Source organism: Micromonospora pallida (genome assembly GCF_900090325.1).
GTDB lineage: Bacteria > Actinomycetota > Actinomycetes > Mycobacteriales > Micromonosporaceae > Micromonospora > Micromonospora pallida.
The window spans coordinates 4,519,441-4,540,858 of record NZ_FMHW01000002.1; the positions used below are offsets into that span (position 1 = coordinate 4,519,441).

19 protein-coding genes and 1 pseudogene are annotated in these 21,418 nt (G+C 73.3%); 4 read left to right on the forward strand and 16 right to left on the reverse strand.

What is annotated here, in order from left to right; translation table 11 throughout:
- Nucleotides 1–9: 9 nt before the first annotated feature.
- The 11 genes and pseudogenes from gatA to GA0074692_RS18590 form a co-directional block, all read right to left on the reverse strand.
- On the reverse strand, nt 10–1,485 hold the full coding sequence (gene gatA / locus GA0074692_RS18540) for an Asp-tRNA(Asn)/Glu-tRNA(Gln) amidotransferase subunit GatA (protein WP_091646348.1): 1,476 nt from the start codon (nt 1,483–1,485) through the stop codon (nt 10–12).
- Between the two features lie 85 nt (nt 1,486–1,570).
- Nucleotides 1,571–1,876, reverse strand: coding sequence for an Asp-tRNA(Asn)/Glu-tRNA(Gln) amidotransferase subunit GatC (gene gatC / locus GA0074692_RS18545; protein WP_088980289.1), 306 nt, complete (start codon nt 1,874–1,876; stop codon nt 1,571–1,573).
- Between the two features lie 306 nt (nt 1,877–2,182).
- Nucleotides 2,183–4,992: pseudogene (locus GA0074692_RS37005) on the reverse strand (EAL domain-containing protein).
- Between the two features lie 233 nt (nt 4,993–5,225).
- A complete protein-coding gene (ligA, locus tag GA0074692_RS18555; protein ID WP_091646350.1) occupies nt 5,226–7,361 on the reverse strand; it encodes an NAD-dependent DNA ligase LigA in 2,136 nt (711 codons plus the stop codon).
- A gap of 204 nt (nt 7,362–7,565) precedes the next feature.
- Nucleotides 7,566–8,570, reverse strand: coding sequence for an ADP-ribosylglycohydrolase family protein (locus GA0074692_RS18560; protein ID WP_245730363.1), 1,005 nt, complete (start codon nt 8,568–8,570; stop codon nt 7,566–7,568).
- Between the two features lie 106 nt (nt 8,571–8,676).
- Nucleotides 8,677–9,042 carry a VOC family protein gene (locus GA0074692_RS18565; RefSeq protein ID WP_091646354.1) on the reverse strand — a complete coding sequence of 122 codons (366 nt, stop codon included), beginning with the start codon at nt 9,040–9,042 and terminating at the stop codon, nt 8,677–8,679.
- 90 nt (nt 9,043–9,132) lie between these two features.
- The gene (locus tag GA0074692_RS18570; RefSeq protein ID WP_091646356.1) at nt 9,133–10,137 is read right to left on the reverse strand and encodes a uroporphyrinogen decarboxylase/cobalamine-independent methonine synthase family protein; all 1,005 of its coding nucleotides are present in this window, start codon (nt 10,135–10,137) and stop codon (nt 9,133–9,135) included.
- A 174-nt stretch (nt 10,138–10,311) separates the two neighbouring features.
- A complete protein-coding gene (gene mnmA, locus GA0074692_RS18575) occupies nt 10,312–11,385 on the reverse strand; it encodes a tRNA 2-thiouridine(34) synthase MnmA (RefSeq protein ID WP_218106687.1) in 1,074 nt (357 codons plus the stop codon).
- A gap of 60 nt (nt 11,386–11,445) precedes the next feature.
- On the reverse strand, nt 11,446–12,618 hold the full coding sequence (locus tag GA0074692_RS18580; RefSeq protein WP_091646360.1) for a cysteine desulfurase family protein: 1,173 nt from the start codon (nt 12,616–12,618) through the stop codon (nt 11,446–11,448).
- Between the two features lie 420 nt (nt 12,619–13,038).
- Entirely contained in the window at nt 13,039–13,998 is a 960-nt protein-coding gene (locus tag GA0074692_RS18585; RefSeq protein WP_091646363.1) for an electron transfer flavoprotein subunit alpha/FixB family protein, read from the reverse strand.
- Nucleotides 13,999–14,010: 12 nt separating this feature from the next.
- Nucleotides 14,011–14,790 (reverse strand): electron transfer flavoprotein subunit beta/FixA family protein, encoded by a 780-nt coding sequence (locus tag GA0074692_RS18590; protein ID WP_091646365.1) that lies wholly within the window; start codon nt 14,788–14,790, stop codon nt 14,011–14,013.
- 218 nt (nt 14,791–15,008) lie between these two features.
- On the opposite strand from GA0074692_RS18590, the gene GA0074692_RS34050 reads away from it, so the two are divergent.
- Nucleotides 15,009–15,209 carry a hypothetical protein gene (locus tag GA0074692_RS34050; RefSeq protein ID WP_141725324.1) on the forward strand — a complete coding sequence of 67 codons (201 nt, stop codon included), beginning with the start codon at nt 15,009–15,011 and terminating at the stop codon, nt 15,207–15,209.
- 28 nt (nt 15,210–15,237) lie between these two features.
- Here GA0074692_RS34050 and GA0074692_RS18595 read toward each other — a convergent pair whose 3' ends face one another.
- Both GA0074692_RS18595 and GA0074692_RS18600 read right to left on the reverse strand, forming a co-directional pair.
- Nucleotides 15,238–15,693, reverse strand: coding sequence for a hypothetical protein (locus GA0074692_RS18595; protein WP_425413343.1), 456 nt, complete (start codon nt 15,691–15,693; stop codon nt 15,238–15,240).
- A 2-nt stretch (nt 15,694–15,695) separates the two neighbouring features.
- Complete coding sequence (locus GA0074692_RS18600; protein ID WP_091646367.1) at nt 15,696–16,493, reverse strand: GNAT family N-acetyltransferase; 798 nt, start codon at nt 16,491–16,493, stop codon at nt 15,696–15,698.
- Between the two features lie 40 nt (nt 16,494–16,533).
- On the opposite strand from GA0074692_RS18600, the gene GA0074692_RS18605 reads away from it, so the two are divergent.
- Genes GA0074692_RS18605 through GA0074692_RS18615 form a run of 3 tightly spaced genes read left to right on the forward strand, consistent with a single transcriptional unit; the run spans nt 16,534 to nt 17,691 of the window.
- Nucleotides 16,534–16,929, forward strand: a complete 396-nt coding sequence (locus GA0074692_RS18605; RefSeq protein WP_091646369.1) for a YidH family protein — start codon at nt 16,534–16,536, stop codon at nt 16,927–16,929.
- Nucleotides 16,926–17,225 carry a DUF202 domain-containing protein gene (locus GA0074692_RS18610; RefSeq protein WP_091646372.1) on the forward strand — a complete coding sequence of 100 codons (300 nt, stop codon included), beginning with the start codon at nt 16,926–16,928 and terminating at the stop codon, nt 17,223–17,225. The genes GA0074692_RS18605 and GA0074692_RS18610 overlap by 4 nt, the downstream gene beginning before the upstream one ends.
- A 28-nt stretch (nt 17,226–17,253) precedes the next feature.
- Complete coding sequence (locus GA0074692_RS18615; RefSeq protein WP_091646375.1) at nt 17,254–17,691, forward strand: PLDc N-terminal domain-containing protein; 438 nt, start codon at nt 17,254–17,256, stop codon at nt 17,689–17,691.
- A gap of 142 nt (nt 17,692–17,833) precedes the next feature.
- Here the strand turns inward: GA0074692_RS18615 and GA0074692_RS18620 are convergent, their stop codons facing one another.
- The 3 genes from GA0074692_RS18620 to GA0074692_RS18630 all read right to left on the reverse strand — a co-directional run bounded on the left by GA0074692_RS18620 (nt 17,834) and on the right by GA0074692_RS18630 (nt 21,359).
- Nucleotides 17,834–18,643, reverse strand: coding sequence for an ABC transporter permease (locus GA0074692_RS18620; protein ID WP_091646377.1), 810 nt, complete (start codon nt 18,641–18,643; stop codon nt 17,834–17,836).
- The gene (locus GA0074692_RS18625) at nt 18,640–19,614 is read right to left on the reverse strand and encodes an ATP-binding cassette domain-containing protein (RefSeq protein WP_091646379.1); all 975 of its coding nucleotides are present in this window, start codon (nt 19,612–19,614) and stop codon (nt 18,640–18,642) included. Before GA0074692_RS18625 ends, GA0074692_RS18620 begins: the two co-directional genes overlap by 4 nt.
- A 122-nt stretch (nt 19,615–19,736) precedes the next feature.
- A complete protein-coding gene (locus GA0074692_RS18630; protein WP_091646381.1) occupies nt 19,737–21,359 on the reverse strand; it encodes an acetolactate synthase in 1,623 nt (540 codons plus the stop codon).
- Nucleotides 21,360–21,418: the final 59 nt, after the last annotated feature.

Sequence of the window (21,418 nt, forward strand, 5' to 3'; positions counted from 1 at the left end):
GCTCCTGACTCACAGTGCCGGCGGGGTGAACGTGCCGACGGCCGATTCCAGCGCGGCGGCGACCCGGTACATCCGGTCGTCGGCCATGGTCGGGGCCATCACCTGGAGACCCACCGGCAGCCCCTCGGAGAGGCCGCAGGGCACCGAGATACCCGGCCCGCCGTACAGGTTGGACGGGATGGTGAACAGGTCCGCCAGGTACATCTGGTACGGGTCGGAGGTACGCGAGCCCATCGGGAACGCCACGAACGGGGTGGTCGGCGAGATCAGCGCGTCGACCCGCTCGAAGGCGGCGGTGAAGTCCCGGGTGATCAGCGTCCGGACCTTCTGCGCCTGCCCGTAGTAGGCGTCGTAGTAGCCGGACGAGAGGGCGTACGTGCCGAGCATGATGCGCCGCTTGACCTCGGGGCCGAAGCCGGTGTCCCGGGTCAGCGACATGACCTCCTCCAGCGAGCGGTTGCCGTCGTCGCCGACCCGCAGGCCGAACCGGACCCCGTCGAAGCGGGCCAGGTTGGAAGAGCACTCGCTCGGGGCGATCAGGTAGTACGCCGGCAGCGCGTACGCGAAGTTCGGGCAGGAGACCTCGACGATCTCCGCGCCGAGCTTGGTCAGCGCCTCGACCGCGTCCCGGAAGGCGGCCAGCACGCCCGGCTCGGCGCCCTCCCCGGAGAACTCGGTGACCACGCCGAGCTTCACGCCGGTCAGGTCGCCGGTCGCGCCGAGCTTCGCGGCGGCCACCACGTCGGGCACCGGCTGCGGGATGGAGGTGGAGTCGCGCGGGTCGTGGCCGCCGATCACCGCGTGCAGCAGCGCCGCGTCGAGCACCGTACGGGCACACGGGCCGGGGGTGTCCAGCGAGGAGGAGAAGGCGACCAGGCCGTACCGGGAGGTGCCGCCGTAGGTGGGCTTCGCGCCGACGGTGCCGGTGACCGCGCCCGGCTGGCGGATCGAGCCGCCGGTGTCCGAGCCGATCGACAGCGGGGCCTCGTACGCGGCCAGCGCGGCGGCGCTGCCGCCACCCGAGCCGCCCGGAATCCGCTCCAGGTCCCACGGGTTGCGGGTCGGACCGTAGGCGGAGTACTCGGTGGAGGAGCCCATGGCGAACTCGTCCATGTTGGTCTTGCCGAGCATCACCGTGCCGGCGGCGCGGAGCCGCTCGACGATGGTCGAGTCGTACGGCGGACGCCAGCCCTCGAGGATCTTCGAACCGACGGTGGTCGGCACGCCCTTCGTGGTGAGCACGTCCTTCACTGCCACCGGCACGCCGGCCAGCGGGCCGAGCTGCTCACCGGCGGCCCGGCGCTCGTCCACCGTACGGGCGGCGGCCAGCGCGCCCTCGGTGTCGACGTGCAGGAACGCGTGGACCCGGTCGTCGACGGCGGCGATCCGGTCCAGGTGGGCCCGGGTCACCTCCACGGCGGAGGTCTCGCCGCCGGCCACCAGGGCGGCCAGCTCGGCGGCGGTGAGCCTGGTCAGGTCACTCATGCCGCCGCCTCGCTCCGCTCGCCGACGCCCTGAGCGCCACACACACCGGTCCTGCTGATTCGCTCGCTGCGCTCGCTGCACTTGCTCATGAAGCCACATCCTCGTCCAGGATCCGCGGGACGCGGAACCGCTGCTCCTCGGCGTCGGGCGCGCCCGACAGCGCCTCGTCCGGCGTCAGACCGGGCCGTACGACGTCCTCGCGCAGGACGTTGGTCAACGGCACCGAGTGGGAGGTCGGCGGGATGTCCGCCGCGGCGACCTCGCCCACCTGGGCGACGGCCTGGAGGATCACGTCGAGCTGGCCGGCGAAGGTGTCCAGCTCCTCCTCCGTGACGGCGAGCCGCGACAGGCGCGCCAGGTGCGCGACCTCCTCGCGGGAGATGGCGGCCATCGGTGCCCCCTTCGTGACGATGCTGCTTCGGGCGGTACGCCGACCGCGGGGCCGATACCCGCGCGGTGACCCGAGCGAGTCTATTGGCTGGCACGTCAGCCGCGCCCCCGACTCCCCCCAGCGCACCCGTCGCGTCCCCCGACGGCCGGTCCGGCGCCACGGTGGCTGGACGGCCCGCGACCACGGTGGCTGAAAAGCCCGCGACTTGCGGCATGTCGGGGTCTCCACGGCCCGTGTGGCCCCAGCTTGCCGCAACCGGAGTCGATCAAGCAGCCGGGCAACGTGCGGCTCCCTTGATTTGCCGGGTCAACCGGTCGGGCGGCGGGTGCGGCTGCCGGGCACACCGGTCGGGCGTACCGGCCGGTACCGGGCCAGCCACGCGGTCAGCTCGTCGGCCGGCATCGGACGGGCGAAGAACCAGCCCTGCGCCAGGTCACAGCCGGCGGCGTGGAGCAGCCGCCAGGTCCGCTCGTCCTCGACCCCCTCGGCCACCACCCGCAGACCGAGCGCCCCGGCCAGCTCGATCATCGAGCGGACGATCGCGGCGTCGTCGGGGTCGTCGGCCATGCCGAGGACGAACGAGCGGTCCACCTTCACCTCGGACAGCGGCAGCCGCCGCAGGTGCTGGAGGCTGGAGTACCCGGTGCCGAAGTCGTCCAGGGCGATGGCCACCCCGATCCGGTGCAGCCGGGAGATCGTGTCGAGCACCCGCCGGGGGTCGGCCATCAACGCGCCCTCGGTGATCTCCAGTTGCAGGCGGTCCGGGCGGATGGTGTGCCGGGCGAGCAGCTCGCTGATCTGGTCGGCGATCTCCCCGGTGTGCAGGTCCCGGACGCTGACGTTGAGCGCCGCCCGCAGAGTGCTGCCCGCCGCCGACCAGCGGGCCAACTGCCCCACCACATCGTCGACCACCCGGCGGGTCAGCAGCCGCATCACCGCGCTCTGCTCGGCGACCCGGATCAACTCCTCCGGGTCGACCATGCCCCGTCGGGGATGCCGCCAGCGCAGCAGTGCCTCCACCCCGACAACCTCGCCGGTGGCGATGCGGACCTGCGGCTGGTAGTACATCGTGATCCCGTCCGGTTCGCCCACCTCGACCCGGGGAGCCGGACCGGCCTGCTCCGTGCCGACCAGCTCCGCGCCGACGAGTTCTGCGCCGGCCCCGGTGGACACCGCCGCAGTCTGGGGACGCACCGCCGGGTCACCGGAAGGCACCGTCCGGTCGCTGGGAGGCGCCGCCGGAGTTCCGGACGGCACCGCCCGGTCGCTGGGAGGCGCCGCCGGGGTTCCGGACGGCACCGCCCGGTCGCCGGAGGGAACCGGTCCGGTCCCGGACGGCCCCTCCGGTCCGGTGGCGGGGATACCCGATCCAGCCGACCCGGACGGCGGTGCCGACCGTTCACCGGCTGACCGGTCCGGCTCGGCGGGCGGGGGAACGGCCGCAGCGCCGGGCCGCCCCGCGCGGCGGCGGACCGGGTCGGCGCCGGTGATGATCTGGTTGATCAGTTCGTCGGGGTGCGTCGCGGCTCGCTCCCGCCGCCGGCCACCCCACCAGCGCCAACCCTGGCGGTCGGGCGCGCCGTCCTCCCCCGCGCCGTCCTCCCCGGCGGCGGCCAACTCCCGAGCGGGAAAGTCCCCGGCGGCCAACTCCCGGGCAGGCAACTCCCGAGCGGGCAGGCCCCCGGCGGGCAACTCCCGGGTGGGCAACTCCCGGGTGGGCAGGCCCCCGATGGGCAGGGCAGCGCCGTCGCCGCCCCGGGCAGTGGCGTCGACCGTGGTCCGGTCGTCACCATCGGTGGCCGGATCGGTCGTCCCGGGCTCCAACACCCGGCGCAGGTCGGCCAGGAGGCCGAGCCGCTCGGCCGAGTTGTGGTCCGATTCGGCCGCGTACACGGCGACCGTGTCGTTGCGGTGCTTGGCGTCGTACATCGCCACGTCGGCGTGGCGCATCAGGGTGGCGAAATCCTCGCCGTGGTCGGGGTAGAGCGCGATGCCGATCGACCCCCGACGTCCAGCGGCAGACCGTCCAGGGAGACCGGCTCGGCGAGGGCGCGGACCACCCGGCCGGCGACCCGGCGGGCGTCGTCCACCCCGGTCAGCCCGGCCGAGACGACGGCGAACTCGTCGCCGCCGAGGCGAGCCACCATGTCCCAGGAGCCGAGCGCCGAGGTGAGGCGCTCGCTCACCGCCACCAGCAGCCGGTCACCGACCTCGTGGCCGAGGGCGTCGTTGACGTTCTTGAACCGGTCCAGGTCGATCAGGAGCAGCGCAAGGTGCGCGTCCGGCTTGCCCTCGGCGCCCCGTTCGGCGTGCTGGCGGATCTGCTCGGCCACCTCGACCAGCAGCGCCTTGCGGTTGGGCAGCCCGGTCAGCGGGTCGAGCGCGGCCAGGTGTTCCTGGTCGGCGGAGAGCCGGGCCATCCGGTAGACCGCGAAGAGCGGCACCAGCACCAGCGGAATCAACGCGGCACTGACCCGGGCCGCGGCCACCAGCACCGGGGCGAGCAGCAGCAACGAACCGGTGGCGAGCGACTCGAAGGCGAGGCCGCGTCGGACGGTGGGCCACCACGGGTCACCGAAGCGCAGTCGGACCGCCATGCTCACCAGGCCGTAGCTCACCACGAACCAGGCCAGCGCCGCACCGGCCAGCGCCACCGCACCCGTCCACGGCAGGCGGTCGTCGGCGAACGCCGTGCCAGGCCCGAGTTGAAGCACCTCCTCTGCGGCGGTCAGCGCGCAGGCGTACTGGGCGGCGTTGAACGCGGTACGCCAGGCGACGTACCGCAGTCGCCACCCGGATACGACCACCGCGGCGGTCTGCACCGCCACCGCCTCGCCGAGTCCCCAGGCGACCAGGATCGCGAAGGTGAAACAGATCGACGGGAAGACCGCCGAGGTGTGCCGCTGGCCGGGCGGCACGAAGGGGCGGGCATCACAGACCACGGCGAGCGCCGCCATGATCCAGAAGGCGTCGGGTAGCGCCGCCAGGTCCCCGGGGAGCGCGACCAGGGGGGCGGCGGTGAGTCCGACGGCCAGGACAACGGTCACCCCGACGAACCCGAAGAACGACCCCACCCGGGCAGGCGGCACGGCGTTCCGCAGGTCGGCGGCACCCATCGCACCTCCCGAGATGTCCGGTCCGGATCGCCCCACCGTGGCCCGGTGCCACGCCGCGCCCCCCATCAAACGCCTCTGGTGGGAGTTTCTGCGGTAGGACAGCCGCGAATCGGTCGTAGTCGTAATTAAGTTGGTATACGCGGCCAGTTGCCCGCAAGCTTCGCGACCGATTCGCTCGCCGACCCGATCTCCGTCCCCGACGTTCCTTGCCGCCGGCCCGGTCCCGGCCTGCCCTACTCCTCGCGCTTGGCGGCCTCCCGGGCCGCGTCCGGCCCGGACTCGAGCAGCACCCGGAAGCCCTCCTCGTCGAGGACCGGAACCTTGAGAGTGGCGGCCTTCTCCGCCTTGGAACCGGGGTTCTCCCCCACCACCACGAAGCCGGTCTTCTTGGAGACCGAGCCGCTGACCTTGCCACCCCGGGACTGGATCGCCTCGGCCGCCTGGTCCCGGGAGAACCCGGCAAGGGTGCCGGTGACCACGACGCTGACCCCCTCCAGCGGGCGCGGCCCCTCGTCGCTGGTCTCCTCCGCCATGCGGACCCCGGCGGCGGCCCACTTGTCGATCACAGCGCGGTGCCAGTCGACGGTGAACCACTCGGTCAGGCTCGCCGCGATGGTCGGACCGACCCCCTCCACCGAGGAGAGTTCCTCCTCGGTGGCTGCCCGCATCGCGTCGACCGATCCGAAGTGCCGGGCGAGCGCCTGCGCGGCGGTCGGGCCGACATGCCGGATCGACAACGCCACCAGGAGGCGCCAGAGCGGACGCTGCCGGGCCTCGTCCAGGCTGGTCAGGAAGCGGGTCGCGTTGCTGCCCAGGCTGCCGTCCTTGTTGACGAAGAACGGCACCTCGGCCAGACGCTTCTCGTCGAGGAGGAACAGGTCACCCTCGTCGGTGATGACACCCGAGTCGAGCAGCGCCGCCGCCGTCTTCTCGCCCAGCACCTCGATGTCCAGCGCCCGCCGCCCGGCGAGGTAGGTCAGGCGCTCCCGCAACTGCCCCGGGCAGGTCCGCGAGTTCGGGCAGCGGATGTCGACGTCGCCCTCCTTGGCCGGGGCGAGCGGGAAACCGCACTTCGGGCAGTGGGTGGGCATCACGAAGGGGCGGGCGTCCGGCGGGCGCAGCTCGACCACCGGACCGAGCACCTCGGGGATGACGTCCCCGGCCTTGCGCAGCACCACCGTGTCGCCGATCAGCACCCCCTTGCGCTCCACCTCGCGGGCGTTGTGCAGGGTCGCCAGCGCCACCGTCGAGCCGGCCACCAGGATCGGTTCGAGCACCGCAAACGGGGTGACCCGGCCGGTGCGCCCGACGTCGACCTGGATGTCGAGGAGCTTGGTGTTGACCTCCTCCGGCGGGTACTTGAAGGCGATCGCCCAGCGTGGGGCGCGGCTGGTCGAGCCAAGCCGGCCCTGGATGGAGACCGGGTCGACCTTCACCACCACGCCGTCGATCTCGTGCTCGACGTCGTGCCGGTGCGCGGCGTAGTGGGCGATGTACTCGGCGACGCCGGCCAGGTCGGGCACCACCCGCCACCGGTTGCTGGTGGGCAGGCCCCACCCCGTCAGCGCCGCGTACGCCTCGGACTGGGTGCTGGGCTGGAACCCGTGCCGCGCGCCGATGCCGTGCACCACCAGCCGCAGCGGCCGGGACGCGGTGACCCGGGGGTCCTTCTGCCGCAGGCTGCCGGCGGCGGCGTTGCGCGGGTTGGCGAAGGGCGCCTTGCCCTGCTCGACCAGGCCGGCGTTGAGGTCGGCGAAGCCGGCCGCCGGGAAGTAGATCTCACCGCGCACCTCGAGCAGCTCCGGCGGCGGGCCGAACTCCTCGGACGAGGTCAGCTCGGACGGCACGTCCCGGATGCTGCGGACGTTGGCGGTGACGTCCTCACCGGTACGGCCGTCGCCCCGGGTCGCGGCCCGAACCAGCCGACCGCGCTCGTACGTGAGGTTGATCGCCAGTCCGTCGACCTTCAGCTCGCACAGGTACGGCACCGGGCCACCGGCGTCCCGGACCACCCGCTCGGACCAGGCGGCCAGTTCCTCGTCGCCGAAGGCGTTGTCCAGCGAGAGCATCCGCTCGGCGTGGGTCACCTCGGCGAAGTCGGTGGAGAAGGTGCCGCCGACCCGCTGGGTGGGCGAGTCCGGGGTGCGCAGCGCCGGGTACTCCGCCTCCATCCCCTCCAGCTCGCGCAGCAGCGTGTCGAACTCGGCGTCGCTGATGGTCGGGGCGTCCAGCACGTAGTAGCGGTACTGGTGGTCGGTCAACTCCTGGGCGAGCGTGGCGTGCCGCTCCTTCACCCCGGCCGGTGGCTCCGCGCCGGCCGCCTCCTCCTGTGCCGGGCTGACCTGCTGGGGGATGGCTTCCTCGGACACGTGCGACCCTCCACGCCCTGAGGCCGCGGACACCCCACGACCTCGCTGATCACGCTACCCCCGCACCGTAACGGTCGGGTCGGACAATCCCCCGCCCACCCGACCCCGGTCTTCCTCTGGCCCACGTTGATCAAGAGGTTCGCGTCAGTATTCGGCGCCGACGGTGACCAAACCTCTTGATCAGCGCGCGGAAGTGCGAGCGGGTCAGCGCGTGAAGAAGCGGGCGAGGGTGTGGAGCTGGTCGGCGTACTCGATGCGGGTGGCCCAGTCGGCGGGCCAGGCGGCCATGCCGTGGGCGGCACCGACGAACGCGCCGGCCAGCGCGGCGATCGAGTCCGAGTCACCGGCGGTGGTCGCGCCCCGGGCCAGCGCGGTGACCGGGTCGTCGGCGTGCCGGACGGCGCAGAGCAGCGCGGTGGCCAGCGCTTCCTCGGCCACCCAGCCCTCCCCGGTCTCCCGGCACGGGTCGCCGCCGTCGTCGGGGCCGGCCAGTGCCCTGGTCAGTCGGGCGAGCGCGGCCAGGCACTCGTCCCAACCCCGGGCGATGAATTCGGCCGGGTCGGTCACGCCCGGCTGTTGCCAGAGGTCACCCAGCCACTCGTGCCGGTAGACCCGGCGTTGCCGCTGGGCGTGCCCGACGAGCAGGTCGGGCAGGTCGGGCAGGGTCGCCCCGTCCCGCAGGGCCCGGACGGCGTACGCGGTCAGCTCACTGGCGGCCAGGCCGGTCGGGTGCCCGTGGGTCAGGCCGGCCTGGAGCTGGGCCAGCCCGGCGAGGGTGTCCAGGTCGACGTCGAGCAGTCCGACCGGGGTGACCCGCATGTTCGCTCCGCAGCCCTTGGAGCCGGCCTGGGTGGCCTCCTGCCAGCGCACCCCCCGGGCCAGTTCCCCGCAGGCACGCAGGCAGGTCATGCCCGGGGCGCGGTTGTTCTCCGGGCTCGCCGCCCAGGCGAGGAAGCGTGCCCGCAGCAGCGGCTCGACCGCCTCCGGGGTCAGTGCCGGGGCCTCCCGCAGGGCCCAGGCCACCGCCAGGGCCATCTGGGTGTCGTCGGTGACCAGGGCCGGGTCGCCGATCAGCTCGCGGGGACCGGCCGGGCCGTACCGGCGGACGATCTCGTCGACAGTCAGGAACTCGGTGTCCTTGCCCAGGGCGTCGCCGTACGCCAGGCCGTAGAGCGAACCGGAGACGCGCTGCACCGCAGACTCGATCATGGCGACCATCCTGCCCGGTCACCGCAACCGGCAGCACGCCCGCCCGGAAGCCCCGGCTACCACGCTTCCGGCAGCACGCCCGCCCGGTGCCCCGGCTACCGCTTTCTCACTCGAAGACCAGGCAGAACGGGTGGCCGGCCGGATCGGCGTAGACGCGGAAGCCGTCGCCCCCTCCGGGCAGCCGGCGCGCACCGAGCGTGAGCACCCGCTGCTCGGCGGCGTCCACGTCGTCGACCCGCACGTCCAGGTGGAACTGCTGGGGACGCTCCGGATCGGGCCAGTCCGGCGGACGCAGGTCGGGAGCCTGTTGGAAGGCGACCCGGGGGTGCCGCCCACGCGGGCCGCCCAGCACCACCCAGTCGTCCTCGGAGTCTTCCTCGGCAATCGACAGGCCGAGCAGTTCGGCGTAGAAGGTGGCCAGCGCCAGCGGGTCGGGGCAGTCGATGACGACGCTTTGTAGCTGTCCAATCATGGCATCATCCTGCCCAGTTAGTACGACAGGAAACCCGATCCCGGCGAGGCACCGGCCGGGCAGCCGTGTCTCGGCGGGCCCGGCCGGGGATCACTCCTCGGCGAGGCGTCGGCCGGCGTCGCGGCAGGCGGCGAGCACCTCCCGCACGTACCGGGGAGTGGCGCCGGCCAGGCCGCAGGCCGGGGTGACCACGACCTGTTCGGGCAGCCGGGTACGGGGGAAGCCGAGGCGGTCCCAGAGCTGGCGTACCTGGTCGGCGACCTGGGCGGAGGTCGGGGCGCGACCGGCCGGCGGCGGCAGCGCCGGCGCGGCCCCGGCCAGCAGCCCCAGCCCGGCGTCGATCGCCTCGCCGAGCGGGTCGAGGTCGGTGACCTGGGCGAGGTCCAGGGCGACGGCGACCGCACCGGCGGTGCGGACCAGTTCCAGCGGCACGTCCGGCGCGCAGCAGTGCACGATGGTGGGGACCGCGACCGCCTCGACGACCGTCCGCAGGGCGGTCCGGGCGACCTCCGTCTCCATCGCCCGGTACGTGCCGAGTCCGCTCTCGGTGCGGATCCGCCCGGCCAGTACGGCCGGCAGCGATGGCTCGTCGAGTTGGAGCAGCACCGAGGCCCGGGGCACCCGGCGGGCGACCGCCTCGACGTGTGTGCGCAGTCCCTCGGCGAGCGAGCCGGTGAGGTCCCGGACCGCGCCCGGGTCGCGCAGCATCCGGCCGCCGATGGGCAGTTCCAGCGCGGCGGCCAGGGTAAGCGGGCCGGCGGCCTGCACCTTGATCGGGCCGGCGTACTCCTCGGCCTGCTCGGCGAGCTGGTCCAGGTCGCGTTCCATCAGGTCGCGGGCGCGGCGCAGGTCCCGCCCGGGGCGTGGGGCGATCCGCCAGCGGGCCGCGTACAGCTCGACGGGCAGTTCGACCAGCAGCCCGGCACTCCGGCCGACCAGGTCCGCCCCGGGGCCCCGGGCGGGCAGTTCGGGCAGGTGCGGCAGGGCCGGCAGCTCGCCGAGGACGATCCGCTGCGCCTCGGCGACGTCGGTGCCGGGCAGCGAGCCGACGCCGGTCGCCGCGCCACGGGGCCAGGGCCACACCTGATCAGTCACGGTCGACAGGTTAACCGGCCGTCACCCCGGCCGCCCGGTCAGTGCGACGTCTTCCGTCCGTGTAACGCCGGTGCGCCGGCTGAGGTGGTTGCAGGGGACCCTTCCTCGGCAAAAAGCGGTAACAGGGGACCCCTGCTACCACCTCAGCCGGTGATGGTCGGAGCCGAGCGCCGCTCAGCCGGTGATGGTTGCGGAGCCGAGCACCACGTCGCCGGCCGGGTCGGGCCGGTACGCCACCACGGCCTGCCCGGCGGCGACGCCCCGGACCGGACGGCGCAGCGTGGCGCGCAGGCTGTGGGCGTCGACCGCCACCGTGGCCGGCGCCACGTCGCCGTGGGCCCGCAACTGCACCTCGCACTCGATCGGGTGGTCGGGGCGGGCGCCGCCGGTCCAGACCGGACGCTCGGCGCGGACCTCGCTGACCTCGAGGGCCTCGGCGGGGCCGACGGTCACCGTGTTGGTCTTCGGGGTGATGGACAGCACGTAGCGGGGGCGGCCGTCCGGGGCGGGGCGGTCCAGGTGCAGGCCACGCCGCTGACCGACGGTGTACGCGTACGCGCCGGTGTGGCTGCCGACCACCGCGCCGGTGAGCGCGTCGACCACGTCGCCGGGGGCCTCGCCCAGCCGCTCGGCGAGGAAGCCCCGGGTGTCGCCGTCGGCGATGAAGCAGATGTCGTGCGAGTCCGGCTTGTCGGCCACGGCCAGCCCGCGCTGGGCCGCTTCCGCCCGCACCTGCGCCTTGGTCGAGTCGCCGAGCGGGAACATCGACCGGTCGAGCTGCTCGCGGGTGAGCACCGCCAGCACGTACGACTGGTCCTTGGGCAGGTCGACGCTGCGGCGCAGCAGGCCGTCCGGGCCGAGCCGGGCGTGGTGGCCGGTGACCACGGCGTCGAAGCCGAGGGCCACGGCCCGGTCCAGCACCGCCGCGAACTTGATCTTCTCGTTGCAGCGCAGGCACGGGTTCGGGGTACGCCCCGCCGCGTACTCGGCGACGAAGTCGTCTACCACGTCGGCGTGGAACTGGTCGGCCATGTCCCAGACGTAGAACGGGATGCCGAGCACGTCGGCGGCGCGGCGGGCGTCCCGGGAGTCCTCCAGGGTGCAGCAGCCGCGCGCCCCGGTGCGGTAGGTCTGCGGGTTGCGGGCCAGCGCCAGGTGCACCCCGGTGACGTCGTGTCCCGCCTCCACCGCCCGCGCGGCGGCGACCGCCGAGTCGACCCCGCCGGACATCGCTGCCAAGACCCTCACCGAAGTACCCCCTTCACCCCGTCGAGGGTAGCCCGTGCCGGAGCCGGCACGACACGGCGTTCAGGAGCGGGCGGAGCGGATCGCGCCGGCCCGGCGGGCCCGTTCCACGGCGGCCGGCAGCGCGGCGATCAGGGCGTCCACGTCGGCCCCGGTGGAGGTGTGGCCGAGTGAGAAACGCAGCGAGGAGCGGGCCCGGTCGTTGTCCGCCCCCATGGCCAGCAGTACGTGCGACGGCTGGGCCACTCCGGCCGAGCAGGCCGACCCGGTCGAACAGGCGATCCCCTGGGCGTCCAGGAGCAGCAGCAGCGCGTCCCCCTCGCAGCCGGGGAAGGAGAAGTGCGCGTTGCCCGGCAGACGGTCGGTCGGGGCGCCGTTGTAGACCACCTCGGGCACCGCCTGCCGGACCCGTTCCACCAGGTCGTCGCGGAGTGCGGCGACCCGCGCGACGTACGACTGCTGGTTCTTCACGGCGGTCTCGACCGCGACGGCGAAGGCGGCGATGCCGGCGGTGTCGAGGGTGCCGGAGCGGACGTCCCGCTCCTGCCCGCCGCCGTGCAGCAGCGGGGTGGCCGTGACGTCCCGGGCGAGCAGGAGCGCGCCCACCCCGGTCGGCCCGCCGAGCTTGTGCCCGGTGACGGTCAGCGCGGCGACGCCGCTGGCGGCGAAGTCGACGGGCACCTGCCCGACCGCCTGGACCGCATCGGTGTGGAACGGCACCCCGTGTTCGGCGGCGACCGCGGCCAGTTCGGCGACGGGTTGGACCGTGCCGACCTCGTTGTTGGCCCACATGGCGGTCACCAGGGCCACCCGGTCCCGGTGGGCGGCCAGTTCGGCGCGGAGCGCGTCCGGGCTGAGCCGGCCGACCTCGTCCACCGTCAGCCAGCCCACGCCGGCGTCCTCGTGCGAGCAGAGCCAGTCCACCGCGTCGAGCACGGCGTGGTGCTCGACCGCGCTGGAGACGACCCGGTCCCGGCCGGCTTCCCGCCGGGACCAGAAGATCCCCTTGACTGCGAGGTTGTCGCTCTCGGTGCCCCCACCGGTGAAGATCACTTCGGACGGACGGGCCCCCAGGGCGGCGGCCACCCGTTCCCGGGACTCCTCCACCCGGCGGCGGGCACGCCGCCCCGCCGCGTGCAGTGACGACGCGTTGCCGACCTCGCGAGCGGTCGCGACGTACGCCTCCAGTGCCTCGTCGAGCATGGGGGTGGTCGCCGCGTGATCCAGGTATGTCATCGCGGTTCAGCCTATCCGTCACCCACCTGCCCGCCCCGGCCCGGAGGGCGGTACGCCGGATCGGGCGGTACGACGATCCGGGCGGCGCTCCGTCGGTGGAACCGGACCTGTGTTCCGGGTCGGTGCGCTCGGCGACGGTCGGGCCGCGCTGCTACCGTTGCCCAGAACGTCGGTTTCGGCCGCGTGGGCGACGAACCAGCGGCGGCACACCCGCCCTCTCGTGACGACATCTCGCCGAGGGGCCCCGGACGGGTTGATCGGCGGGCCGGCTCAGCTCCCCGGCCCGCCGATCAGCTCCCGGACGACAGCAGCACGCGTTCCCGGACGACAGCACCACACACAGCGCGCCCGGAACGGCGACGGGGCCACGGAACCGGGGAATGGTTCCGCAGCCCCGTCACACGTACCGGGCCGATCAGGTCACTTGCGCTTGCGGATCTCGTCAGCGGCCTGCGGGACGATCTTGAAAAGGTCGCCGACCACGCCGAAGTCGGCCAGCTCGAAGATCGGCGCTTCGCCGTCCTTGTTCACCGCGACGATCGTCTTCGACGTCTGCATGCCCGCCCGGTGCTGGATCGCACCCGAGATGCCGAGCGCCACGTACAACTGCGGGGAGACGGTCTTGCCGGTCTGCCCGACCTGGAACTGGTGCGGGTAGTACCCCGAGTCCACCGCCGCCCGGGACGCGCCGACCGCCCCACCGAGCAGGTCGGCCAACTCCTCCACCAGCTTGAAGTTGTCCGCGTTGCCGACCCCGCGACCGCCGGAGACCACGACCGACGCCTCGGTCAGCTCCGGCCGCGAGCCCTTCTGCTCCGCGACCCGCTCGACCACCTTCGCCAGCTTGTCCGCGTCGCCGACGGTCACGGTGAGCTGCTCCACCGCCGGGGTGGCCGGGGCCGGGGCGGGGGTGACCGAGTTCGGCCGCACCGTCACCAACGGCAGGCCCCGGGTCACCTTCGACGTCACGATCGTGGAGCCGGCAAAGACGACCTGCGTGGCGGTGCCGTCGGCGGCCAGGGCGACCACGTCGGTCAGGATGCCGTTGTCCAGCTTCACCGCCAGGCGGGCAGCGATCTCCTTGCCCTCCTGCGACGAGGCGAGCAGCACCGCCGCCGGCTGCACCCGCCGGACCAGGTCGGCCAGGACGGTGGCCTTCGGCGCCACCAGGTACCCGTCGATCTCCTCGCCCTCGGCGGCGTAGATCTTCTCCGCCCCGTACTCGCCCAGCTTGCCGGCCAGGGCCTCGGCCGCACCCGGGCCACCGAGCACCACCGCCGCCGGCGTGCCCACCTCGCGGGCGAGGGTCAGCATCTCCAGGGTGACCTTCTTGACGCCGAACTCCCGGGTGGCGTCGACAACGACCAGAACCTCAGACATGTCCCTGACCCCTCACACGAACTTCTCGGCAGCGAGGAACTCGACCAGCTTCACGCCGCCGTCGCCCTCGTCGGTGACCTTCGCCCCACCGGAGCGCGGCGGACGCTTGTTGTGCTCCACCACCGTGCTGGTCGCCCCGTCGAACCCCACCTCGGCAGCCGCAACCCCGAGGTCAGCCAGGGACAGCGTCTGTACCGGCTTCTTCTTCGCCGCCATGATCCCCTTGAACGACGGGTAGCGGGGCTCGTTGATCGTGTCCCAGACGGAGACCACGGCCGGGGTGGCGGCGGTGACGACCTCGTAGCCCTCCTCGGTCTGCCGCTCGACCGTGAGCGTGCTCCCGTCCACGGTCAGCTTCCGGGCGCCGGTGAGCGCCGCGACACCGAGCCGCTCGGCGAGCATGTGCGGCATCACCTGCACCCGGCCGTCGGTCGACTCCGCCCCACAGATCACCAGGTCGGCGTTGAGCGTGCCCAGAGCGGCGGCGAGGACCTTGGAGGTGGCCACCGCGCACGAGCCGTGCAGGGCGTCGTCCACCACGTGGACGGCCTTGTCCGGGCCCATCGAGAGTGCCTTACGGATCGACTCGGAAGCCCGGTCCGGACCCATCGTCAGGATGGTGACCTCGCCCCCGTGCGCCTCCTTGATCTTCAACGCCTCCTCGATGGCGTACTCGTCCATCTCGTTGATCACGTTGTTCGCCGAACCGCGGTCGACGGTGTTGTCGTCAGAACGCAGGCTGCGGTCCGCGCCCGAATCGGGCACCTGCTTGACGAGTACGACGATGTTCATCGCGCTTCGACGACCCTCCTGTGGTGATGACTTTGCTTGCCCGGTCCCGGGCGCAGCCTCGCGCTTTCGTCGACGCAGGTCAACGGCGGGCTGTCGTGCAGTTACCCACACCGGCAATGTTACCTGCCAGTAGCATCACGCTTCGGCGGGACTCAGCGTGACACAGCTCACCGGAACCCGGCGAACCGCTAAGGTCGGGAATCGGGAGGTGTCGCGACATGTCAGCACAGAATGATGCGGCATCGCCGCAGGTCACGCCGGCGTCCCCGGCTACGCCGCCACATCGGGCCTGCCGCCGGATACCGCCCACCGCGTACCGCTGCGCCTGCGGGCGACTGCGGGAACGCTGCGTACGGCTCGCCGTCCGGGCACTCTGGGCACCGGCCCGGCTCGCCCCATCCCACGCCGTCGGCGCCTGAGCCGTCGATCCGCTCCCGATCCCGGGACCTACTCCGCCTCGCCCGGCGTGAGCTGCTCCGCCCCGCTCGGCGCGACCTGCTCCACCCCGTCCAGCACCGCCCGGATCCGGCCGATCGCCACCTCCTCGGCCGGGTCGACTCCCCGGTGCGCCCGGGCGACCCGGTCCGCGGCGGTCAGCACCACCGACCGGTACGCGACCACCTCCCCCGGGGCCTTCTCCCGCAGGATCGCCATCGCCCGGCCCAGCGCCGCCAGCGCGGCCAGCTCGACCTGCGCGGTCGATCCCAACGGCAACCTCGGCAGCGGACCCGAGGTGAGCGCGTCCCGCACCACTCCGCTCGTACCGGCGATCACCCCGGAGGCGGCAAGGCTCTCCCGCACCAGGGCCAGCAACCCCGGATCGGCGTTGGACACCAGGAAGACGGCACCGAACGCACCGGTCTTGAGAGTCAGCTTCTCCTCGGCCGTCAGCGACTGGTCCATGATCACGGAGTGTAGACGTACGGGGTCGTGGTGGTGACCGGGACGAAGCCGAGTCGTTCGAGAATCGGCCGGCTCTGCGCCGACGCGTCCACCTGGAGCAGGGTACGGTCGCGCTGCGCCGCCAGCCGGGCCCGGTGGGTGACCAGTGCCCGGTAGACGCCCCGCCGCCGCCACGACGGCAACGTCGAGCCGCCCCAGAGGGTGGCGAAGCCGGTGCCCGCGACGTAGCGGACCCAGCCGGCGCTGACCATCGTGCCGTCCGCCTCGGCCACCACCACGGTGATCGACTGGGGGTCGGCGGCGATCTCCCGGGACAGCCCGTCGACCAGGTGGCCACGGTCGTCGCCCCAGACCTCCGCCTCCATCGCCGCGATCCGCTCCAGGTCGGCGCGGTCGGCGACCTCGCGCAGGCGTACGCCCTCGGGCAGCAGCGGGACCGCGGCCGCGAGGGGTGCGACCGGGCCGACCACCACGGTCTCCGGATCCTCCGGCACGAACCCGGCGGCACGGAGCCGGTCGGCCAGGTCGGCCGGCTCGTCGTGACCGTAGAGCTTCCACTCGACCGCCTCACCCCGCCGACGAAACAGCTCCCGCTGCCGGACGATCAACGCGTCCAGGTCGGCGCCGGTCAGCCCGCCCAGATCCCGGTAGGTCAGGAAGCCCCGGTGGTCCAGGCCGAGGATCCGCACCAGCGGGCCGTCCCGCTCCACGGTCACCCCGGCCGGCACCGGATCCGGGATGTCCGGTCGCAGTTGCCGGTCGTACGCCGTCCGCAGGGTCGCTGCGTCAAGATCGCTCATCAGTCCAGGCTACGTCCGTGGTCGAGTCGATAATGGCGGTGTGTGGCAGGCGATCAGGCGGTGGTTCGACCCGCAGGAGGTACGGACGGTCGGCACCCGCCCGGACTACCGTTTCTCCCTGGCCAACGAACGCACCTTCCTGGCCTGGCTGCGGACCGGGCTGGCGCTGATCGCCGGTGGACTCGCCGCCGCCCAGTTCCTGCCCCCGCTGCCGCTGTCCCACCTGCGCGAGGTGATCGCGGTCGCGCTGCTGCTGCTCGGCGGCACGGTGGCCGTCCGGGCGGTGGACCACTGGGCGCGCACCGAACGGGCCATCCGGCTCGGTGAGGACCTGCCCGCCTCCCGGTTCCCCGCCGTCCTCGCGCTGGCGGTCGGGCTCGGCGCCCTGCTGCTGGTGGTGGCGGTGCTGGCCCGGGCAGTCGGGCGCAGCGGATGACCACCGATCCGGGGCTGCAACCCGAGCGGACCCGGCTCGCCTGGCGGCGCACCGCGCTGGCGCTCACCGTGGTCACCGTGCTGGCCGTCCGACTGGCCGCCGAGGGTGGGATCGTCGGCGCGCTGGTCACCGCGCTCGCCGTGCTCACCTGGGGGGCGGCGTTGGCGCTCTGCTGGCGGCGGGCCACCGGGAGCGGTCTGCCGCGCACCGGCGGTGTCCCCGTTCCGCTGGTCGCCCTGGCCACCGCCGGCTTCGCCCTGCTCGGCATCCTGCTGGTGTTGCGGACGCTGTGGTGACCTACGGGCAGTGCGTCATCATGGGTGCATGGTTCGGGTCTTCCTCTTCCTCCTCGTGGTCCACGTGGTGCTCGCCGCGCTGTCGCTGATCGACTGCCTGTCCGCCGAGAAGCACCAGGTCCGTGCCCTGCCCCGAGCCGTCTGGGTGCCGGTTCTCCTGCTGGTGCCCCTGCTCGGCCCGGCCGCCTGGTTCCTCGCCGGTCGGCCCGCGTCCACCGGTCGGGCGCATCCGGCGGCGCCGCCGCGACGCCCGGCCGCCCCGGACGACGACCCCGACTTCCTCCGGTCGATCGCGGAGTCGGCCCGGCGGCAGGACGAGGAGTTGTTCCGCCGCTGGGAGGACGACCTGCGGCGACGCGAGGACGACCTGCGCCGGGAGCGCGATCTCGGACCCGCCGATGACCAGCGCGACCCCGACCGCACGGACACCCCCGACCGGCGCCCCGACCCCGACCAGACCAGCTGACCCCGCCCCGCCCCCGATCCGTGCCGATCGTGGTGGCATTCGGCCCTCCTGAGGGCCAGATGCCACCACGATCCCCTCGGTGGACATGAGCCCACTCCGGCCGGGCGGCCGGGGCGGCCGGCGGTGAGGGCGGTGCCTCGGCTCAGACCCGGCGGCGCAGCGCCCGGACGGCCAGCGGGGCGAAGATCGCCGCGAGGACGGCACCCCAGATCAGCGACTGCACCACCGGCGTGAACACCGGCCCGCCCACCAGCAGCCCGCGCAGCGCGTCGGCGAGCACGGTGACTGGGTTGACCTCGACCCAGGTCTGCAACCAGCCGGGCATAGTGTCGGTCGGCACGAACGCGTTGCTGGTGAAGGTCAACGGGAAGATCACCATGAAGCCGAAGACCTGCACCTTCTCCGGCTCGCTGGCCAGCACCCCGACCAGCACCGACACCCACGCCGCAGCCAGCGAGAAGGCCAGCAGCAGGGCGAGCGCCCCGAACAGACCGAGCACGCCGTTGTGCAGCCGGAAGCCGAGGATCGCGCCGACCCCGATCAGCAGCGAGACCGACCAGGCCTGCTTGACCGTGTCGGCGAGGATCCGCCCGGCCAGCGGCGCCCAGCGGGCGATCGGCAACGACCGTAGCCGGTCGAAGACGCCCTTGGTGAGGTCGTAGTTGAGCCCGAACCCGGTGGTCATGGTGGCGAAGAAGGCGTTCTGCACGATGATGCCGGGCAGCGCGAACGTCAGGTACTCGCCCGGGGAACCGGAGATCGCCCCACCGAAGACGTAGGTGAAGAGCAGCACGAACATGACCGGCTGGACGCTCAGGTCAGCCAGTTCCAGCGGGTTGTGCTTGATCTGCACCAGGCTCCGCCAGGCCAGGGTGAACATGTGCGACAGCCCGGCGGCCGGACTCAGCCGGCGGGCCGGGGCGAGCGGGGCGGGAGCGGTGACGGTGGTCATGCCGGCGTGCCTTCCAGTTCGGCCTGGTCGGTCTGCTCCGCCTCCGGCCGGTGGCCGGTCAGCGAGAGGAAGACCTCGTCGAGGGTGGACCCGCGCAGCGCCAACTCGGCGACCCCGATGCCGGCCTCGTCGAGGCGGCGCACCACGGCCGGCAGCACCGACGAGTCGTTCACCGGCACGGTGACCGTGTTCTGGGCCACCTCGGGCGTGAGCCCGGCGACCTGGCCGGCCACGGCGAGCACGGTCGGCAGGTCGGCGGCCCGGTTCGGGCGGATGCTCAGCGTCTGGCCACCCGTCTTGGTCTTCAGTTCCTCCGGGGTGCCCTGGGCGATCACCCGGCCGTGGTCGACCACCGCGATCTCGGTGGCGAGCTGGTCGGCCTCCTCGAGGTACTGGGTGGTGAGCAGCACGGTCACCCCGTCGGCGACCAGGCTGCGGACGATGTCCCACAGCTCGTTGCGGCTGCGTGGGTCGAGCCCGGTGGTCGGCTCGTCGAGGAAGAGCACCTGCGGCCGACCGACCAGGCTGGCGGCCAGGTCGAGCCGCCGCCGCATGCCGCCGGAGTAGGTCTTGGCGGGCCGGTCGGCCGCGTCGGTCAGGTGGAAGTCGGCGAGCAGTTCCCGGGCGCGGGCCCGCGCGTCGCGCCGGCTGATCCCGAGCAGCCGGCCGATCAGCACCAGATTCTCCACCCCGGTCAGGGTCTCGTCGACCGAGGCGTACTGGCCGGTGAGGCCGATGAGCTGGCGGACCCGGTGGGCGTCGCGGGCGACGTCGTACCCGCCGACGGTGGCGTGCCCCTCGTCGGCCTGGAGCAGGGTGGCGAGCACCCGGACCGTGGTGGTCTTACCGGCCCCGTTCGGGCCGAGCAGGCCGAAGACCGACCCGCTCGGCACCTCGAGGTCGACTCCGGCCAGGGCGGTGGTGGCGCCGAACCGCCGCACCAGCCCTTCCGCTCGGATCGCGTGGGTCATGGAGAAACTCCCCGTGTCGTACGTCGTGAACAAATCACTCTGGACGACGGGTGTGACAGTTTCGTCGTCACGCGATCCGACCCTACGACGACGGGCGGGGAGTTTCCCGTGGTTTTTCCTGGTCAGGCGAGGGTCGAGGAGCGGGGGTACGAGTCCGCCGGGTCGGTGATCACGTTGACCAGGTACGGCACACCGGCCTCGAAGGCCCGCTCCAGGGCCGGCCCCAGGTCGGCGGCCTTGGCGACCGTCTCGCCGGCCCCGCCCATCGCGGTGACCACCTGGTCGTAGCGGAGTTCGGGCTGGAGGTCGGCGGCGATGTCGTAGCCGTACATGGCGCGCATCGGGTGCTTCTCCAGCCCCCAGATGCCGTTGTTGCCGACCACGATCACCACCGGGAGCTGCTGCCGGACCAGGGACTCGACGTCCATCAGCGAGAAACCGGCCGCGCCGTCGCCCATCAGCACGCAGACCTGGCGGTCCGGGTGGGTGATCCGGGCTCCCATCGCGTACCCCATGCCGGTGCCGAGGCAGCCGTACGGGCCAGGGTCGAGCCAGGTGCCGGGCTGGGCCGGTTCCAGGTAACGGCCGGCGTACGAGACGAAGTCGCCGCCGTCGCCGATGGTGATCGCGTCGCGAGCCAGCACCCGACGCAGTTCGCCGTAGATCCGCGCCGGGCGGATCGGGTCGCTCTCGGCGGCCATCTCCTCGGCGTCGCGCGCCCGCGCCGCGTCCTCCTTGACGCGCAACTGCGCGATCCAGTCGCTGTGGTCGACCCGGTCGCCCGCGTGGTCGGCCAGCGCGGTGAGGATCAGCCGCAGGTCACCGGCGGGCGAGACGGCCGTCTCCACGTGCTCGGCGCGCTGGCTCGGGGCGTCGACGACGTGCACCACCGCCGCGTCGCCGAAGTCGCCGAAGCTCAGCCGGAAATCCAGCGGGGTGCCGACCACCACGACCACGTCGGCCCCGCCCAGCGCGGCCCGCCGCGCCTTGGCGAACGCGAGCGGGTGTTCCGGCGGGAGCGCGCCGCGCCCCATGCCGTTGGTGAAGACCGGTACGCCGAGCGCCTCGGCCGCCGCGCGCAGGGCGTCCACCGCGTCGCCGGTCCAGACGTCCGAGCCGGCGACGATGACCGGCCGCTGTGCGCCGGCGATCAGCTCGGCGGCCCGGCGCACCTCGTCCGGGTCCGCCTCCAGCGGGGCGGGGGCCGCGCCGGTCGGCAGGTCGGCCTCCCCGACCGAGAAGACCACCTCCAGCGGCATGTCGAGGAAGACCGGCCCCCGGTGCGGGGTGAGCGCGGTGTCCAGCGCGGCGGCGACCGCCCGGGGGATGTCGTCGGTGCCGAACACCGTCTCGGCGTGCTTGGTGACCGGCCGGACCAGCGGGAGGTGGTCCATCTCCTGGAGGCTGCCGGAGCCCCAGCGGAAGGCCGGGGCCCTGCCCCCGAGGACCAGCACTGGCGACGCGTTGAAGAAGGCGCTGGTCAGGCCGGAGATTCCGTTGGTGACGCCGGGGCCGGCGGTGAGCACGGCGAGGCCGGGGCGGCGCTGGAGCTTGGCCACCGCCTCGGCCGCGAAGACCGCCGACTGCTCGTGCCGCACGTCGTAGACCGGGAAGTCGGTCTTGTGCGCGGCGTCGTAGAGCGGGAAGACGTGCCCGCCGGAGAGGGTGAACATCTCGCGTACGCCGTACGCGCGCAGCGCCGCGAGCGCCAACTCTCCGCCGTGACCCTCGATCCGCTCCGTCATCGCCGCCCCTCTCGTCGCGTGGCCGGTCCGAGGTTACCGGTCGGTCACCTGAACGTGAA

Coding starts and splice junctions, on each gene's coding strand:
- gatA (WP_091646348.1), bottom strand. CDS start 1,485: ATGAGTGACCTGACCAGGCTCACCGCCGCCGAGCTGGCCGCCCTGGTG.
- gatC (WP_088980289.1), bottom strand. CDS start 1,876: ATGGCCGCCATCTCCCGCGAGGAGGTCGCGCACCTGGCGCGCCTGTCG.
- GA0074692_RS18560 (WP_245730363.1), bottom strand. CDS start 8,570: ATGATCGAGTCTGCGGTGCAGCGCGTCTCCGGTTCGCTCTACGGCCTG.
- GA0074692_RS18565 (WP_091646354.1), bottom strand. CDS start 9,042: ATGATTGGACAGCTACAAAGCGTCGTCATCGACTGCCCCGACCCGCTG.
- GA0074692_RS18580 (WP_091646360.1), bottom strand. CDS start 12,618: ATGACATACCTGGATCACGCGGCGACCACCCCCATGCTCGACGAGGCA.
- GA0074692_RS18585 (WP_091646363.1), bottom strand. CDS start 13,998: ATGTCTGAGGTTCTGGTCGTTGTCGACGCCACCCGGGAGTTCGGCGTC.
- GA0074692_RS18590 (WP_091646365.1), bottom strand. CDS start 14,790: ATGAACATCGTCGTACTCGTCAAGCAGGTGCCCGATTCGGGCGCGGAC.
- GA0074692_RS34050 (WP_141725324.1), top strand. CDS start 15,009: ATGTCAGCACAGAATGATGCGGCATCGCCGCAGGTCACGCCGGCGTCC.
- GA0074692_RS18595 (WP_425413343.1), bottom strand. CDS start 15,693: ATGGACCAGTCGCTGACGGCCGAGGAGAAGCTGACTCTCAAGACCGGT.
- GA0074692_RS18600 (WP_091646367.1), bottom strand. CDS start 16,493: ATGAGCGATCTTGACGCAGCGACCCTGCGGACGGCGTACGACCGGCAA.
- GA0074692_RS18610 (WP_091646372.1), top strand. CDS start 16,926: ATGACCACCGATCCGGGGCTGCAACCCGAGCGGACCCGGCTCGCCTGG.
- GA0074692_RS18615 (WP_091646375.1), top strand. CDS start 17,254: ATGGTTCGGGTCTTCCTCTTCCTCCTCGTGGTCCACGTGGTGCTCGCC.
- GA0074692_RS18620 (WP_091646377.1), bottom strand. CDS start 18,643: ATGACCACCGTCACCGCTCCCGCCCCGCTCGCCCCGGCCCGCCGGCTG.
- GA0074692_RS18625 (WP_091646379.1), bottom strand. CDS start 19,614: ATGACCCACGCGATCCGAGCGGAAGGGCTGGTGCGGCGGTTCGGCGCC.
- GA0074692_RS18630 (WP_091646381.1), bottom strand. CDS start 21,359: ATGACGGAGCGGATCGAGGGTCACGGCGGAGAGTTGGCGCTCGCGGCG.